We start from the raw sequence: 16,627 nt of genomic DNA, 5'->3' as shown, positions 1-16,627 counted from the left end.
TAATCTGGCGTTGATTTTTGGCACGCTGTTGAGTTCTCAAGGAACGGACGCTTCCTTTGTACTCACCCTCTCGGGCTTTCCTCCGGGCTTCCCTTCGGTACTTCGTTTTCCTGCGTTTCCGACTATATCAGATCTTTCCGATCCGATTTCCTCGGTGCTTTCCGGTCCCATTCGCTTTCGCTCCGGGCCCTTTCGGCGCTTTCAGACTTTATCAGAAGTTCTGACTTAGTCTTTCCGCCTCCCGGTCGGCCGTCCGGGCGCACGTCGGCGCCGGGGCTTCCCGTTCTGGCGGAGCCGTAAACGTACTGGAGCGGGGCGCCCCGATGCAAATCGAGGGGCCCCGCTCCGGAGTTGCGCTGGTCAGACCTCTACGACGACCGGGAGGATCATCGGGCGCCGGCGGTAGGTGTCCGAGACCCACTTGCCGACGGTGCGGCGGATCAGCTGCTGGAGCTGGTGCGGTTCGAGCACGCCGTCCTGCGCCGACCGGTTCAGGGCCTGGTCGACCTTCGGGACGACGGCGTCGAACGCCGCGTCCTCGATGCCGGAGCCACGGGCGTGGATGTTCGGCCCGCTGACGATCTTGCCGGTCGAGGAGTCCACCACCACGAAGACCGAGATGATGCCCTCTTCGCCGAGGATGCGGCGGTCCTTGAGGTGGACCTCCGTGACGTCGCCGACCGAGAGGCCGTCGACGTACACGTAACCCGCCTGGACCTTGCCGGTGATCCGGGCGCGGCCGTCGACCAGGTCGACGACGACACCGTCCTCGGCGATGACGATGTGGTCCTTCGGGATGCCCGTCATGGCGCCGAGCTCGGCGTTGGCGCGCAGGTGGCGCCATTCGCCGTGGACCGGCATGAGGTTCTTCGGGCGGCAGATGTTGTAGAAGTACAGCAGCTCGCCGGCCGAGGCGTGGCCCGAGACGTGGACCTTGGCGTTCCCCTTGTGGACGACGTTCGCGCCCCAGCGGGTCAGACCGTTGATCACGCGGTAGACCGCGTTCTCGTTGCCCGGGATGAGGGACGAGGCCAGGATGACCGTGTCGCCGGGGACGATGCGGATCTGGTGGTCCCGGTTGGCCATGCGGGACAGGGCCGCCATCGGCTCGCCCTGGGAGCCCGTGCAGACCAGCACGACCTCGTCGTCCGGCAGGTCGTCGAGGGTCTTCACGTCCACGACGAGGCCGGCCGGCACGCGCAGGTAGCCCAGGTCGCGGGCGATGCCCATGTTGCGGACCATCGAGCGGCCGACGAAGGCGACCCGGCGGCCGTACTCGTGGGCGGCGTCGAGGATCTGCTGGATGCGGTGCACGTGGCTGGCGAAGCTCGCCACGATGATCCGCTTCTGGGCGTTCGCGAAGACCGTGCGCAGGACGTTGGAGATGTCCTTCTCCGGCGGGACGAAGCCCGGGACCTCGGCGTTCGTGGAGTCCGAGAGGAGAAGGTCGATGCCTTCCTCGCTCAGACGCGCGAACGCGTGCAGGTCGGTGAGGCGGCCGTCCAGCGGGAGCTGGTCCATCTTGAAGTCGCCGGTGGCGACGGCCATGCCCGCGGGGGTGCGGATGGCGACCGCGAGGGCGTCCGGGATGGAGTGGTTGACCGCGATGAACTCGCAGTCGAACGAACCCAGGACCTCCCGGTCGCCTTCCTTCACCTCGAGGGTGTAGGGGCGGATGCGGTGCTCCTGGAGCTTGGCCTCGATCAGGGCGAGGGTCAGCTTGGAGCCGATGAGCGGGATGTCCGGCTTGAGCCGGAGCAGGTAGGGGACGGCACCGATGTGGTCCTCGTGGCCGTGCGTGAGCACGATGCCTTCGATGTCGTCGAGGCGGTCCCGGATGATGCTGAAGTCCGGGAGGATCAGGTCGACACCCGGCTGCTCCTCTTCGGGGAAGAGGACGCCGCAGTCGACGATGAGCAGACGGCCGTCGAACTCGAAGACCGTCATGTTCCGGCCGATCTCTCCGAGCCCGCCGAGCGGGATGACGCGCAGGGCGCCCTTCGGGAGCTTCGGCGGGGCACCGAGTTCAGGATGCGGATGACTCAAAAGACTCTCCTCACCACGCGCGCCACGTACCCCTTGGCACGTGGCGCGCATGACATTCGTGCACTTGCTGTTGTCAGTGTTCAGTTGTGAAGTCCGTTGTCAGAGTTCTACCCCGCCGGCGGCCAGGTCGACCTTGAGCTGCTCGGTCTCCTGCGGGGAGAGCTCCACGAGCGGCAGGCGCAGCGGGCCGGCCGGGAGACCCTGGAGAGCGAGGGCGGCCTTGGTGGTCATGACGCCCTGGGTGCGGAACATGCCGGTGTAGACCGGCAGCAGCTTCTGGTGGATCTCGGTGGCCTTCTGGACCTCGCCGCCCTGGTGGGCTTCGAGGAGGGCGCGGAGTTCCGGGGTGACGAGGTGGCCCACGACGGAGACGAAGCCGCAGGCGCCGACGGAGAGCAGGGGCAGGTTGAGCATGTCGTCGCCGGAGTACCAGGCGAGGCCGGAGCGGGCGATGGCCCAGCTGGCGCGGCCGAGGTCACCCTTGGCGTCCTTGTTGGCGACGATCCGCGGGTGCTCCGCGAGCCGGACGATCGTCTCGGTGTCGATCGGGACGCCGCTGCGGCCGGGGATGTCGTAGAGCATCACCGGGAGCTCGGTGGCGTCGGCGATGGCCGAGAAGTGCCGGTACAGGCCCTCCTGCGGGGGCTTGTTGTAGTACGGGGTCACGGCGAGCAGGCCGTGGGCGCCGTCACGCTCGGCGGTGCGGGCCAGCTCGATGGAGTGGTGGGTGTCGTTGGTGCCGATACCGGCCACGATGTGGGCGCGGTCGCCGACCGCCTCCAGTACCGCCCGTACCAGCTCCGATTTCTCCGTGTCGCTGGTGGTGGGGGACTCGCCGGTGGTGCCGTTGACGACGAGGCCGTCGTTACCTGCGTCCACCAGGTGGGTGGCCAGTCGCTGGGCACCGTCGAGGTCGAGTGCGCCGTCCGCCGTGAAGGGCGTGACCATGGCGGTGAGGACCCGCCCGAAGGGGGTCTGCGGAGTGGAGGTCGGAGCCATGGGTAACACGCTACTCGCTGCTCAGCGCCGGGTGTCCCTTAGGGGCACAGGAGAAGAGGAGCCCGGCGCTGCCTGCTCGGGGGTTCAGGCAGCGCCGGGTCCGTTTGATCAGCCTAGATGAACTTCGTGAAACGCCGCAATACGGACACTTCGCGTCGGAGGTTCGGACATGTGTGCCCTACGGGGCGACGCGGCCGTTCTTGTTGAAGGCGGCGTGGGTCAGTGGCATCAGCCGGGCCCAGTGCTCCTCCATCTTCTCGCCGACCATTTCGATCTCCCGCTGCGGGAAGGACGGGACCGCGGCCAGCTCGTGCTGGGTGCGCAGGCCCAGGAAGTGCATCAGCGAGCGCGCGTTGCACGTGGCGTACATCGAGGAGAAGAGGCCGACGGGGAGGACCGAGCGGGCGACCTCGCGGGCGACGCCGGCCGCCAGCATTTCCTGGTAGGCGGCGTAGGCCGTCCGGTAGGAGTCCTCCATCGTGCGGCTCGTCAGGTCGTGCTGCTCCTGGGTGCCCTCGACGAAGACGTACTTCCCGGGGCGGCCCTCCTGCACGAGCTTGCGGGAGGCGTCGGGAACGTAGAAGACCGGCTCCAGCTCCCTGTAGCGGCCCGATTCCTCGTTGTACGACCAGCCGACGCGGTGCCGCATGAACTCGCGGAAGACGAAGATCGGGGCGCTGATGAAGAAGGTCATCGAGTTGTGCTCGAAGGGGCTGCCGTGGCGGTCCCGCATCAGGTAGTTGATGAGGCCCTTCGAGCGCTCCGGGTCCTTCTGGAGCTCTTCGAGCGACTGCTCGCCCGCCGTGGACACCCGGGCCGCCCAGAGGACGTCGGAGTCGCCCGCCGCGCTCTTGACCAGGTCAACGGTGACATCGCTCCGGAAGTCGATCTTCACGTTCTCGGTGGGGCTGTCGCTCACCAGCGGTCCTTCCAGTCGGCTGTTGCAGTCGCCCACTCTAACGACGTCCTACCGGAGGATGAGATTCGGCCGCTTTGGTGAAATACGGCACCAAAGCACCTGTTCCGTCGTCTGTACCTGTGAAGCACCCATACGACCGAGGAGAGTGGCTCTGATGTTCCGCCGGAAAGAGGCCGTACCGTTCGCGTTCGTCGCGGAGGCCGACCATTTCCGCAGTAACGTCACTCCACCGCCACGGGAGCGCCCCGGCGCCGCGCAGATCATGGGCCGTACCCTGATCGGGCTGACCGTCGTGGCCGGCCTCGTGGGGTCGCTGATCCTCGGGATGCCGTCCCTCCAGTCGGGTGACTCGGCCGCTCGTCAACAGCAGTCCGAGGCCTCCGACAACCGCTGAGGTAGCCTCACCGGGCACTGCCCCTTCGAGCGTGCCTGTGAGTGAGGACCTGTCGTGCCCCTGCCCTTTCTGACGGCCGACCGTGCTTTTGACACGACCGACCACGTCGCCCTGCCGTTCGACGACCACGACCAGTGGCGCCGTCCGTACCGGCCGGGCTCCTGGCGCGTCGGGGCGGCGGCGCTCGCGCTGCTGCTCGCCTCGTTCGTGCTTCTCGCCGCGGTGATCATCACCGCGGCCGGAGGATTCGACGGAGGGGCCGCCACCCTCGGCTTCGCCGGGCTCGTCATCCTGGCCGCCCTGCGGATGCTCCGCATGGGTACCTGGGTGAGCCGCGCGGGAATGCGCCGGGTGGCCTTCTTCAGGACCGTCACCGTGCCGTGGGCCAAGGTGACGTCCGTACGGACCGTGCAGCAGCCGGTGCGCTGGCTGGGGCTGCCCCGTACCGTCCAGGGACAGGCGCTGGTGCTCGACCGGCAGGGTGGTGAGCAGCTGCTGCTGCTCACCGACCACAACGCCGACTTCCTCTCCCGTGTCGAGGCCTTCGACCGGGCGGCCGACACGGTCGAGGCCTGGCACGCCGAGTACGGCGTCGCCCCGGCCGTCACACGCTGAGCGGACGTCCCTCGTGGAGGGCGATGGCCTTCTGCATCGCCTTGCGGGCCCGGGGGGTGTCGCGGGCGTCGTGATAGGCGACCGCGAGCCGGAACCAGCAGCGCCAGTCGTCCGGTGAGTCCTCCGTCTCGGCCTTGCGCCGGGCGAAGACCTCGTCGGCGGAGTCGCGGTCGATCCGGCCGCCCTCCGTGCGCTTCAGTTCGTCGACGGGCAGGCCGCCCTCCGCCTCCAGTTCGGTGGCGAGGCGGCCCGCCTGGCGGGCGAACCGGGTGTTCTTCCAGAGGAACCAGCCGCCGACCCCGGGCAGCAGGAACGCGACCGCGCCCATGCCCATGGCGGCGGGCTCGCCCGTGAGGAGCAGCAGGACGCCCTCCATGGCCACCACGCCGAAGACGAGCACCAGCACGGTGGCCAGGAAGACGTACGTGATCTTTCCGCCCATGGCCGTCAGCCCAGGTCCAGGAAGTGCTCCAGGCCGAAGGTGAGGCCCGGAGCGCTGGTCACGCGGCGGGCGCCCAGGAGGACGCCCGGCATGAAGCTGGAGTGGTGCAGGGAGTCGTGGCGGACGGTGAGGGTCTCGCCCTCGCCGCCGAGCAGGACCTCCTGGTGGGCCAGGAGACCCGCCAGGCGTACGGAGTGGACCCGGACGCCGTCGACGTCGGCGCCACGCGCGCCCTCCAGGGCGGTGGCGGTGGCGTCCGGCTGGGCGCCGAGGCCGGCTCCGGCCCGGGCGGCGGCGATCAGCTGGGCCGTCCGGGTGGCGGTGCCCGAGGGGGCGTCCACCTTGTGCGGGTGGTGCAGCTCGACGACCTCGACGGATTCGAAGTACGGGGCCGCGAGCTGCGCGAACCTCATGGTGAGGACCGCGCCGATGGAGAAGTTCGGAGCGATGAGGACGCCGGTCTCCGGGGAGGCGGCGAGCCAGGTCCGCAGCTGCGCGAGGCGCTCCTCGGTCCAGCCGGTGGTGCCGACGACCGCGTGGATGCCGTGGCGCACGCAGAAGTCGAGGTTGTCCATCACGGAGGCGGGGGTGGTCAGCTCGACGACGACCTGGGCGCCCGCCTCGGTGAGGGTCTCCAGCTTGTCTCCGCGGCCGAGGGCCGCGACCAGTTCCATGTCCTCGGCGGCCTCGACGGCCTTGACCGCCTCCGAGCCGATACGGCCCTGGGCACCGAGGACCGCCACGCGCAGCTTGCTCATGCTCTGCTCTTCCTTAGGGGCTTGGGATCAGGAGACCGCTTGGTGGAGGCGGTCCGCCTGCTTGTCCTTCAGCGGGCCGATCACCGAGAGCGAGGGCCGCTGGGTCAGTACATCGCGGGCGACCTCCCGGACCTCGTCCGGGGTGACGGCCGCGATCCGGTCCAGCATGTCGTCGACCGACATCTGGGTGCCCCAGCACAGTTCGCTCTTGCCGATGCGGTTCATCAGCGCGCCGGTGTCCTCCAGGCCGAGCACCGTCGAACCGGACAGCTGGCCGACGGCGCGGGCGATCTCGTCGTCGGTGAGGCCGTCGGAGGCCACCTTGTCGAGTTCGTCGCGGCAGATCTTCAGGACGTCGTGGACCTGGCCCGGCCGGCAGCCCGCGTACACCCCGAAGAGGCCGCAGTCGGCGAAGCCCGAGGTGTACGAGTACACGCTGTAGGCCAGGCCGCGCTTCTCGCGGACCTCCTGGAAGAGGCGGGAGGACATGCCGCCGCCGAGGGCGGTGTTCAGTACGCCGAGGGCCCAGCGGCGCTCGTCGGTGCGGGCCAGGCCCGGCATGCCGAGGACCACGTGGGCCTGCTCCGTCTTGCGGTTCAGGAGCTCGACGCGGCCCGCCGTGCGCAGGTTCCGCACGCCGTCGCGGGGGGCGACGGGGACGGCGTCGGTACGGGTGAGGGCGCCGGCCTTCTCGAAGGCGCGGCGGACCTGGCGTACCACCGTGGCGTGGTCGACGTTGCCGGCGGCGGCGACGACCAGGTGGGTCGGGTCGTAGTGCTTCTTGTAGAAGCGGGCGATCTGGCCGCGGCTGAGTCCGTTGACGGTGTCGACGGTGCCGAGGACCGGGCGGCCCAGCGGGGTGTCGCCGAACATCGTCTGCGCGAACAGCTCGTGCACGACGTCACCGGGGTCGTCCTCGGTCATCGCGATCTCTTCGAGGATGACACCGCGCTCGGCGTCCACGTCCTCTTCGAGGATGAGTGAGCCCGTGAGCATGTCGCAGACGACGTCGATCGCGAGCGGCAGGTCGGTGTCGAGGACCCGGGCGTAGTAGCAGGTGTACTCCTTCGCCGTGAAGGCGTTCATCTCGCCGCCGACCGCGTCGATCGCGGCGGAGATGTCGAGGGCGGACCGCTTGTGGGTGCCCTTGAAGAGGAGGTGCTCCAGGTAGTGGGTGGCGCCGTTCAGTGCCGGGGTCTCGTCGCGGGAGCCGACGTGCGCCCAGATGCCGAAGGTGGCGGAGCGCACGGAGGGGAGGGTCTCGGTGACGATCCGGAGGCCGCCGGGGAGGGTCGTGCGCCGGACCGTGCCGATGCCGTCCTTGCCCGGGAGAAGCGTTTGGGTACGGGCGACGGCCCGCCCCTCCGAAGAGGGGCGGGCCGTCGTCACGGAACTACGGGACGTCACTGGTCGGTGTCGCCCTTGTCGTCGGCGGCGCCGTCCTCATCCGCCATGACGGGGACGAGCGAGAGCTTGCCGCGCTGGTCGATCTCGGCGATCTCGACCTGGACCTTGGCGCCGATCGCCAGCACGTCCTCGACGTTCTCCACGCGCTTGCCACCGGCGAGCTTGCGGATCTGCGAGATGTGCAGCAGACCGTCCTTGCCGGGCATCAGGGAGACGAAGGCACCGAAGGTGGTGGTCTTGACGACCGTACCCAGGTAGCGCTCGCCGACCTCCGGCATGGTCGGGTTGGCGATGCCGTTGATCACGGCGCGGGCGGCCTCGGCCTGCGAGCCCTGGGCGGCACCGATGTAGATGGTGCCGTCGTCCTCGATCGTGATGTCGGCGCCGGTGTCCTCCTGGATCTGGTTGATCATCTTGCCCTTGGGGCCGATGACCTCGCCGATCTTGTCCACGGGGATCTTGACGGTGATGATCCGCGGGGCGTTGGGGGACATCTCGTCCGGCGTGTCGATCGCTTCCATCATCACGTCGAGGATGTGGAGGCGGGCGTCGCGGGCCTGCTTGAGGGCCGCGGCCAGGACGGAGGCCGGGATGCCGTCCAGCTTGGTGTCCAGCTGGAGGGCGGTGACGAACTCCTTGGTGCCGGCGACCTTGAAGTCCATGTCGCCGAAGGCGTCCTCCGCACCGAGGATGTCGGTGAGGGCGACGTAGTGCGTCTTGCCGTCGATCTCCTCGGAGATCAGACCCATGGCGATACCGGCGACGGGGGCCTTGAGCGGCACACCGGCGTTCAGCAGCGACATGGTGGAGGCGCAGACCGAGCCCATCGACGTCGAGCCGTTGGAGCCGAGGGCCTCGGACACCTGACGGATCGCGTAGGGGAACTCCTCGCGGGTCGGGAGGACCGGCACGAGGGCGCGCTCGGCGAGGGCGCCGTGGCCGATCTCGCGGCGCTTGGGCGAGCCCACGCGGCCGGTCTCGCCGACGGAGTACGGCGGGAAGTTGTAGTTGTGCATGTAGCGCTTGCGGGTCACCGGGGAGAGGGTGTCCAGCTGCTGCTCCATGCGGAGCATGTTGAGGGTGGTGACGCCCAGGATCTGGGTCTCGCCACGCTCGAACAGCGCCGAGCCGTGCACGCGCGGGATGGCCTCGACCTCGGCGGCGAGGGTACGGATGTCCGTGAGCCCGCGGCCGTCGATGCGGACCTTGTCCTTGATGATCCGCTCGCGGACCAGCTTCTTCGTCAGCGCGCGGTAGGCGCCCGAGATCTCCTTCTCGCGGCCTTCGAAGGCCGGGAGGAGCTTCTCGGCGGCGAGCTCCTTGATGCGGTCGAGCTCGGTCTCGCGCTCCTGCTTGCCGGCGATGGTGAGCGCCTTGGCGAGGTCACCCTTGACGGCGGCGGTGAGCGCCTCCAGGACGTCGTCCTGGTAGTCGAGGAAGACCGGGAACTCGCCGGTGGGCTTGGCGGCCTTGGCGGCGAGGTCCGACTGGGCCTTGCAGAGGACCTTGATGAAGGGCTTCGCGGCCTCGAGACCGGCGGCGACGAGCTCCTCGGTCGGCGCCTCGGCGCCGCCCTTGACGAGCTCGATCGTGCGCTCGGTGGCCTCGGCCTCGACCATCATGATCGCGACGTCGCCGTCCTCGAGGACGCGACCGGCGACGACCATGTCGAAGACGGCGTCCTCGAGCTCGGTGTGCGTCGGGAACGCGACCCACTGGCCCTTGATCAGGGCGACACGGGTGCCGCCGATCGGGCCGGAGAAGGGCAGGCCGGCCAGCTGCGTGGAGCAGGAGGCGGCGTTGATCGCGACCACGTCGTACAGGTGGTCGGGGTTGAGCGCCATGATCGTCTCGACGATCTGGATCTCGTTGCGCAGGCCCTTCTTGAAGGAGGGGCGCAGCGGCCGGTCGATCAGACGGCAGGTGAGGATCGCGTCCTCGGAGGGGCGGCCCTCCCGGCGGAAGAAGGAGCCGGGGATCTTGCCGGCCGCGTACATCCGCTCCTCGACGTCCACCGTGAGGGGGAAGAAGTCGAGCTGGTCCTTGGGACGCTTCGAGGCGGTGGTCGCCGAGAGGACCATCGTGTCGTCGTCCAGGTAGGCGACGGCGGAGCCGGCGGCCTGCTTGGCGAGGCGGCCGGTCTCGAAGCGGATGGTGCGGGTACCGAAGGCGCCGTTGTCGATGACGGCCTCGGCGTAGTGGGTCTCGTTCTCCACTATGGGTTTCTCCTACGTGTTCGTCTTTGCGTCCCGGGCCCGTGTGGCGGGGGACGGTGGCGGAGAAGCTCGCTTCGGGGCTGGCCGGTCTTCGATCGAAGCACCCGGGGATTCGTGTCCGGGGGCCACTACCGAGGACCGGCGGCGAGCCGGCGGCTCCTCGCTCGTCGTATGGGGTTGTGCCACCAGCCTAAGTGCCGGTGTCTACTTTCCGCACGTACGGCAAAGGGAGCGGCCCCCTGAAAGTGGGAACCGCTCCCTCAACGGCGTGTTACTTGGCGCCGCCGGCCGCACCGCGGCGGATGCCGAGGCGGTCGACCAGCGTACGGAAGCGCTGGATGTCCTTCTTGGCCAGGTACTGCAGCAGGCGGCGGCGCTGGCCGACCAGGATCAGCAGACCACGGCGGGAGTGGTGGTCGTGCTTGTGCTGCTTGAGGTGCTCGGTCAGGTCCGAGATGCGACGGGAGAGCATGGCGACCTGGACCTCGGGAGAGCCGGTGTCGCCCTCCTTGGTGCCGAACTCGGTCATGATCTGCTTCTTGACAGCGGCGTCGAGAGCCACGCTGATCTCCTCTTAGGTGTTCGTGCGCCCGTGAGTGCCCCTGGTCTTGATCTCAGGGGAAGCTTCCGTGACTGACGGGCGAAGGTCCGATGGGCGCAGCTTCCAGGGCCTGGGAGGGCTTCCGGGAGCGCGTACACAAACGGCCGTCACACAGCGTACCAGCTCGCCGGAGCGCGCCTGCTGCCCTTTCGTGCGAGGGGCCTACTTGCTGGTGAGGGAGCGGACCGCCGAGAACACGTCGAGGACGGCGAGGCAGAGCGGGACGAGGGAGAGCAGGACGAAGCCCTCGGCCAGGTCGAGGAGCCGGCCCCAGAACGGGGAGAGGCCCTTCCTCGGGATGATCAGGCCGATCGCGGTGATCAGCGCGGCGCCCGCGGCGACGGACGCGGTGAGCCAGATCGTACGGATGTCCAGGCCGCCCCGGTCCCCGTACATGAGGAGGTCCTTGACCAGGTCGGCCGGCGGGTTGAGGGACAGGCCGAGGACGAGCAGCGCGATGGCGGAGATGCCGGCGACGAGCACGCACGCGACCTGCGAGGTGTAGCGGAACAGGCGGGCGCGCAGCAGCATCGCCAGGCCGGCGGCGAGGGCGAGGAGCTGGCCCCAGACGTTTCCGGCGAAGCCGAGGACGGCTGCGGAGCCGACGACGACGGCCGCGCAGCCGCCGACCAGGCCGAGGAGCATCTCGTGGCCGCGGCGGGCCTGGAGTGCGATGCGCTCGCCGTCGACGGGCTGCGCCTCCTCGCCCGCCGGGTACTGCTGCTGCTCGCCCAGGAACTCGTCGTCGGCGGCGCTGCGCGGGGCGGCGTAGCCGATGGGGAGCCGGGCGAAGCGGGCGGAGAGGCCGGGCAGGAAGGCGACGAGGCCGATCGCGACGGGGGCGCAGACGGCGGCGGTCTCGGTCGCGGTGGCCTCGGTGAGGATCATGAGGAAGGTCGCGAGGGTGCCGACGGCCGCGAGGAAGGTGGCGGCGACGAAGGGCGCGTCACCGCTGGGGGTGAGCGCGACGAGGGCCACCGAGGCGACGAGGACGGTGACGCAGCCCAGCAGGAACTGCAGGCGGCCGGGGCCCGCCCCCGCGTCGGGGCCGATGATGCCGGAGCCGGCGATGAGCAGCAGCGGCAGGGCACCGAGGCCGAGGGCGACGGCGGTCGCCCGGTCGCCGTACACGCGGGCGCGGACGCCGGCGAACGCGGTGAGGAGGAGGCCGGCGGCGCCCGCGATGATCCCGGGCAGGCCGTGCATGTCGTGGCGGACGGGATCGGCGAACCAGAGGACGAAGCCCATGAGGACGAGGAGCAGCACGCCGCCGAGGAGTCCGGCGCCGCGCAGCAGCTCGTCGCTCCACAGGTGCCGGTCGCGGGTGACGGCGGAGGCGACGGCGTCGGACACGTCGTCGTAGACGGCCGGCGGCAGGGACTGCGCGAAGGGGCGCAGGGAGAGCACCTCGCCGTCGAGTACCTGCTGGGCGGCGAGTGTGCGGGCGCCGTCGAGGACCGACCCGTCCCGGCGGACCAGGTGGTAGCCGGTGGGGGTGCCGGCGGCCTGGGTCTGCCCGGTGAGCCGCAGGATCTCCGGGTAGACGTCGGCGACGGCGATGTCCTCGGGGAGCGCGACGTCGATGCGGCTGTCCGGCGCCACGACGGTGACGCGGCAGAAGCCGGTCGCTGCGGTCGTACTCACGTGTGTGGACCCCCTGATTCGCGGTTGCGCACGATGCGCGCGCCACCCTACCGGGGACGGCCGGTGGGGGCTGCAAGTAGGATCGCCGTCCCATGGGGGAAGTCCGTGCGCCCGGCTGCCGACAGGGGTGCCGAGCGGATGCTCCCGCCACGAACCCGCCTCCAACGAGGGATTGATGCGCCGGTGAGCCAGATCGTCGTCAAACGCCCGCCGAGGTCTCTTCCGCCGGAAGTGCCCGGTGGGGAACTGGTCCTGGAGTCTCCGCCGGAACTGCCGCGGGGACAGCAGGAGTCGGCGTTGATGCAGCTCCTGCCGATGCTCGGCATGGGTTCGTCGGTGGTCTTCTTCTTCATGACGCCGTCCGCGATCATGCGGATCATGGGCACCCTGATGCTGGTGTCGACGATCGCGATGGCCGTCGCCCAGTTCGTGAGATTCCGTCGCGGTACGCAGGGGCAAATGTCAGATGTCCGCCGCGACTACCTCAAATACCTCGCGCAGACCCGGCGTACGGTCCGGCGCACGGCGCGCAGGCAGCGGGACGCGCAGCTGTATCTGCACCCCTCGCCCGAGCAGTTGTGGTCGGTGGTGGCCGAGGGTTCGCGGGTGTGGGAGCGCCGGGTCGGCGACCATGACTTCGGGCAGGCCCGGATCGGCCTCGGGGCACAGCAGTTGGCGACTCCGCTGGTGGCGCCGGACACGGCTCCGGTGGACGAGCTGGAGCCGCTGTGCGCGGGGGCGATGCAGCAGTTCCTCGCGGTGCACGGCACCTTGGACGGGCTGCCGATGGCGGTCTCGATGCGCGCCTTCTACCACGTGACGGTGTCGGGTGAGACGGAGTCGGCGCAGGCCGCGGCGCGCGCCCTGGTGGCGCAGCTGGTGACCCTGCACTCCCCCGAGGACCTGATGCTCGCCGTGGTGGCGGCGCGGCCCGCGCAGGAGCGCTGGGACTGGACGAAGTGGCTGCCGCACACGCAGGTGTCGGGCCAGTCGGACAGCTACGACGGGGCCGGTACGAAGCGGCTGTTCGGCGATGACCTGGGCGAGCTCGAGAACCTGATCCGGTCGAAGCTGGACGGGCGGCCGCGGTTCTCCCGGGAGAACCAGCCGGTGCTCGACCAGCCGCACGTGGTCGTGGTGCTCGACGGCGGGATGGTGCCGCCCGACTCGCTGCTCGCCGCGCCCGAGGGCCTTCAGGGCGTGACGATCGTGGAGGTGGTGTCCGGCGACCTCGACGAGCCGCGCGGTGGTCTCTCCGTGGTCGTACGGCCGGGCAGGCTGCGCCTGGAGTCGGGCGGCGGCTTCGCCTACGAGGGATTGCCGGACGGCATCTCGCTGCCGGCGGCCGAGGCGCTGGCCCGGCAGCTGGCGCCGCTGCGGATGGGCGGCGGGGACGACGACGAGCCGCTGCTCGCCAATCTGGACTTCACGGATCTGCTGAGCCTGGGCGACGCGGCCTCGGTGGACGTGGCGCGGACCTGGCGGCCCCGGTCGGTGGCCGAGCGGCTCCGGGTGCCGATCGGTGTCGGCGAGGACGGCCAGCCGGTCATGCTGGACCTGAAGGAGGCCGCCCAGGAGGGCATGGGCCCGCACGGTCTGTGCGTGGGCGCGACGGGTTCCGGCAAGTCGGAGCTGCTGCGGACGCTGGTCCTGGGTCTCGCGGTGACGCACTCCTCGGAGACGCTGAACTTCGTCCTCGCGGACTTCAAGGGCGGCGCGACCTTCGCGGGCATGTCGCAGATGCCGCACGTGGCGGCGGTCATCACCAACCTGTCGGACGACCTGACCCTGGTCGACCGCATGGGCGACGCGATCCGCGGCGAGCTCCAGCGGCGCCAGGAGCTGCTGCGGTCGGCGGGCAACTACGCGAACATCCACGACTACGAGAAGGCGCGGGCGGCGGGTGCTCCGCTGGAGCCGCTGGCCTCGCTGGTCCTGGTGATCGACGAGTTCTCCGAGCTCCTCACCGCCAAGCCGGACTTCATCGACATGTTCATCCAGATCGGCCGCATCGGCCGCTCGCTGGGTGTGCACCTGCTGCTCGCCTCGCAGCGCCTGGAGGAGGGCAAGCTGCGCGGTCTGGACACGTACCTCTCGTACCGGATCGGTCTGCGGACCTTCTCGGCGGCGGAGTCGCGGACGGCGATCGGCGTGCCGGACGCGTACCACCTGCCGTCGGTGCCGGGTTCGGGGTACCTGAAGTTCGGTACGGACGAGATGACCCGCTTCAAGGCGGCGTACGTCTCGGGGACGTACCGGACGGGCGGGCCCCGTCTGGAGATCGGTCAGATGCCGGTGGAGCGGCGTCCCGCGCTGTTCACGGCGGCGCCGGTGCCCGTGGTGTACGCGGCGCCGGACCCGGCGTACCTGACGGCGCTGCGGGCCGAGGAGGACGACGCGCTCGCGGACACCGTCCTCGACGTGATCGTGCGGCGGCTGGAGGGCCAGGGGGTGCCGGCGCACCAGGTGTGGCTGCCGCCGCTGGACCAGGCGCCCTCGCTCGACCAGCTCCTGCCGGGGCTCGCGCAGACGGCGGACCGGGGGCTGACGGCGACGGAGTACACGCGTCAGGGCGGGCTCACGGTGCCGCTCGGTCTCATCGACAAGCCGTTCGAGCAGCGGCGCGAGGTGCTGTACCGGGACTTCTCCGGCGCCGCCGGTCACATGATGGTGGTGGGTGGTCCGCAGTCCGGGAAGTCGACGATCATGCGGTCGCTGATCTCGTCGTTCGCGCTCACCCACACTCCTGCCGAGGTGCAGTTCTACTGCCTGGACTTCGGTGGCGGCGGCATGGTGTCGCTCGCCGACCTGCCGCACGTCGGCGGGGTGGCATCGCGTCTCGACCCCGAGCGGGTGCGGCGGACGGTCGCCGAGGTGCTGGGCGTGCTGAACCGGCGGGAGGAGTTCTTCCGTACGCACTCCATCGACTCGATGACGACCTACCGGCGCAAGCGGGCCGCGGGCGAGCTGCCGGGCGAGGCCTGGGGGGACGTCTTCCTGGTCGTCGACGGCTGGGGCGGCTTCCGCAACGACTACGACATGCTGGAGCCGATCGTCGCCGACCTCGCGGCGCGCGGTCTGGGCTACGGCATCCACGTGGTGATCACCGCCTCGCGCTACATGGAGGTGCGGGCGGCGCTCAAGGACCAGATGCTGGGCCGTCTCGAACTGCGGCTCGGTGACGTCATGGACTCCGAGTTCGACCGGAAGGTCGCGGCGAACGTGCCGCCCGGGGTGCCGGGGCGCGGCCAGGTGCCGGAGAAGCTGCACTTCATGGGGGCGCTGCCGCGGATCGACGGGTCGAGCTCGGCCGCCGACCTCGCGGAGGGCACGGCGGCGTTCGTCCAGGCGGTACGGGCGAGCTGGACCGGGGCGCCGGCCCCCGCGGTGCGGCTGCTGCCGCGCAAGCTGCCGGCGGAGCGGCTGCCGAAGGGCTTCGAGTACCCGCAGCACGGCATCGCGATCGGTATCGACGAGACGAACCTGGAGCCGGTGTTCGTCGACTTCGAGTCGGATCCGTTCTTCCTGGTCTTCGGTGAGAGCGAGTCGGGCAAGACGGCGCTGCTGAGGCTCATCGCGAAGCAGCTGTGCGAGCGGTACACGCCGGAGCAGGCGCGGATCGTGGTGGGCGACTACCGGCGCACCATGCTGGAGGCGGTGGCGCCCTCGCACCTCCTGGAGTACGCGCCGATGGCCTCGGCCATGCAGATGCACATGGAAGCGATCAACACGGTGATGACGAGGCGGGCTCCGAAGCCCGACATCACACCGCAGCAGCTGCGGGACCGCAGCTGGTGGACGGGTCCTCAACTGTTCGTCCTGGTCGACGACTTCGAGCTGGTGGCGACAAACTCGGGGAACCCGCTCGCCGTCCTCGTGGAGAACCTGCCGTTCGCGCGGGACGTCGGCGTCCGGTTCATCGTGGCGCGCAGCCAGGCCGGTGCCTCGCGGGCGATGTACGAGCCGTTCATGCAGCGCATGCGGGAGCTGGGCGCGCAGGGCATGGTCCTCTCCGGCGATCCGCAGGAGGGCGACATCCTGGGCAGCGTCCGGGCCCGTCCGATGCCGCCGGGCCGGGGCACGTTCGTGTCGCGGAAGCGGGGCACGCCGCTCGTGCAGCTGGGCTGGCTTCCCGAGCAGCACTGACCGTCGCGGCGGCCGCCGGGGCGGCACTCGCTTCCGGCTGAACGGAACGGTCCCTCCCAACTAGTGTGGGAGGGACCGACGTACCACCGCGAAGGGAACGCGCCGATGACTGACGCAGGCACCAGCACGAGCAGCGCCGACAGCGCGACGGACAGCGCTCTGGCCGCCGAGAAGCAGCGCCAGAAGGACGAGCTGTACGCGCTGGACATCTCCGGCGTCGAGTGGGAGGGCGCCCCGGGGACGAGCCCGGACGAGGAGCGCGTGGAGATCGCGAAGCTCCCCGACGGGGCCGTGGCGATGCGTTCGTCCCTCGACAAGGAGACGGTCCTTCGCTACACGAAGGCCGAGTGGGACGCGTTCGTCCTGGGGGCCCGTGACGGCGAGTTCGACCTCCGCTGACACCGGCGGGTACGCGTGAGGGGGTGGCCCGTCGGAACGGG

The 16,627-nt window shown here is 70.1% G+C and carries 14 protein-coding genes; 5 read left to right on the top strand and 9 right to left on the bottom strand.

Annotation, left to right across the window (positions count from 1 at the left end):
* The coding region (locus IO20_RS41065) for a hypothetical protein (protein WP_211270449.1) at positions 1–229 on the top strand (229 nt) is incomplete at its 5' end.
* Between the two features lie 131 nt (positions 230–360).
* Here IO20_RS41065 and IO20_RS0131375 read toward each other — a convergent pair.
* From IO20_RS0131375 to thyX, 3 genes are all read right to left on the bottom strand, one after another.
* Positions 361–2,046, bottom strand: coding sequence for a ribonuclease J (locus tag IO20_RS0131375; protein WP_030550858.1), 1,686 nt, complete (start codon positions 2,044–2,046; stop codon positions 361–363).
* A 99-nt stretch (positions 2,047–2,145) separates the two neighbouring features.
* Positions 2,146–3,045, bottom strand: a complete 900-nt coding sequence (gene dapA, locus IO20_RS0131370) for a 4-hydroxy-tetrahydrodipicolinate synthase (RefSeq protein WP_030550860.1) — start codon at positions 3,043–3,045, stop codon at positions 2,146–2,148.
* 178 nt (positions 3,046–3,223) lie between these two features.
* Complete coding sequence (thyX, locus tag IO20_RS0131365) at positions 3,224–3,964, bottom strand: FAD-dependent thymidylate synthase (RefSeq protein ID WP_030550862.1); 741 nt, start codon at positions 3,962–3,964, stop codon at positions 3,224–3,226.
* Positions 3,965–4,118: 154 nt separating this feature from the next.
* Between thyX and IO20_RS0131360 the strand changes: the two genes are divergently transcribed.
* Complete coding sequence (locus IO20_RS0131360) at positions 4,119–4,358, top strand: hypothetical protein (protein WP_030550864.1); 240 nt, start codon at positions 4,119–4,121, stop codon at positions 4,356–4,358.
* Positions 4,359–4,412: 54 nt separating this feature from the next.
* Positions 4,413–4,973 (top strand): PH domain-containing protein, encoded by a 561-nt coding sequence (locus IO20_RS0131355; RefSeq protein ID WP_030550866.1) that lies wholly within the window; start codon positions 4,413–4,415, stop codon positions 4,971–4,973.
* On the opposite strand, the gene IO20_RS0131350 is transcribed toward IO20_RS0131355, so the two are convergent.
* From IO20_RS0131350 to eccD, 6 genes are all read right to left on the bottom strand, one after another.
* Positions 4,963–5,415, bottom strand: coding sequence for a tetratricopeptide repeat protein (locus IO20_RS0131350; protein ID WP_030550868.1), 453 nt, complete (start codon positions 5,413–5,415; stop codon positions 4,963–4,965). The genes IO20_RS0131355 and IO20_RS0131350 overlap by 11 nt on opposite strands.
* A 5-nt stretch (positions 5,416–5,420) precedes the next feature.
* Positions 5,421–6,173 carry a 4-hydroxy-tetrahydrodipicolinate reductase gene (gene dapB / locus IO20_RS0131345; RefSeq protein WP_030550871.1) on the bottom strand — a complete coding sequence of 251 codons (753 nt, stop codon included), beginning with the start codon at positions 6,171–6,173 and terminating at the stop codon, positions 5,421–5,423.
* Between the two features lie 27 nt (positions 6,174–6,200).
* On the bottom strand, positions 6,201–7,580 hold the full coding sequence (locus tag IO20_RS0131340) for a M16 family metallopeptidase (protein ID WP_030550873.1): 1,380 nt from the start codon (positions 7,578–7,580) through the stop codon (positions 6,201–6,203).
* Positions 7,577–9,796 carry a polyribonucleotide nucleotidyltransferase gene (locus IO20_RS0131335; RefSeq protein ID WP_030550875.1) on the bottom strand — a complete coding sequence of 740 codons (2,220 nt, stop codon included), beginning with the start codon at positions 9,794–9,796 and terminating at the stop codon, positions 7,577–7,579. The genes IO20_RS0131340 and IO20_RS0131335 overlap by 4 nt, the downstream gene beginning before the upstream one ends.
* Before the next feature lie 271 nt (positions 9,797–10,067).
* Positions 10,068–10,358, bottom strand: a complete 291-nt coding sequence (gene rpsO, locus IO20_RS0131330; protein ID WP_030206644.1) for a 30S ribosomal protein S15 — start codon at positions 10,356–10,358, stop codon at positions 10,068–10,070.
* A gap of 201 nt (positions 10,359–10,559) precedes the next feature.
* Complete coding sequence (gene eccD, locus IO20_RS0131325; RefSeq protein WP_030550877.1) at positions 10,560–12,041, bottom strand: type VII secretion integral membrane protein EccD; 1,482 nt, start codon at positions 12,039–12,041, stop codon at positions 10,560–10,562.
* A gap of 183 nt (positions 12,042–12,224) precedes the next feature.
* On the opposite strand from eccD, the gene IO20_RS0131320 reads away from it, so the two are divergent.
* Together IO20_RS0131320 and IO20_RS0131315 are read left to right on the top strand one after the other, a co-directional pair.
* Entirely contained in the window at positions 12,225–16,187 is a 3,963-nt protein-coding gene (locus IO20_RS0131320; protein ID WP_030550879.1) for a type VII secretion protein EccC, read from the top strand.
* A 105-nt stretch (positions 16,188–16,292) separates the two neighbouring features.
* On the top strand, positions 16,293–16,586 hold the full coding sequence (locus tag IO20_RS0131315; protein ID WP_078946024.1) for a DUF397 domain-containing protein: 294 nt from the start codon (positions 16,293–16,295) through the stop codon (positions 16,584–16,586).
* Positions 16,587–16,627: the final 41 nt, after the last annotated feature.

It is taken from the genome of Streptomyces exfoliatus (genome assembly GCF_000725545.1).
In the GTDB taxonomy this organism is placed as follows: domain Bacteria; phylum Actinomycetota; class Actinomycetes; order Streptomycetales; family Streptomycetaceae; genus Streptomyces; species Streptomyces exfoliatus.
The sequence above is the reverse complement of the archived record's forward strand: the minus strand, read 5'-3'. Positions and strand labels throughout refer to the sequence as shown.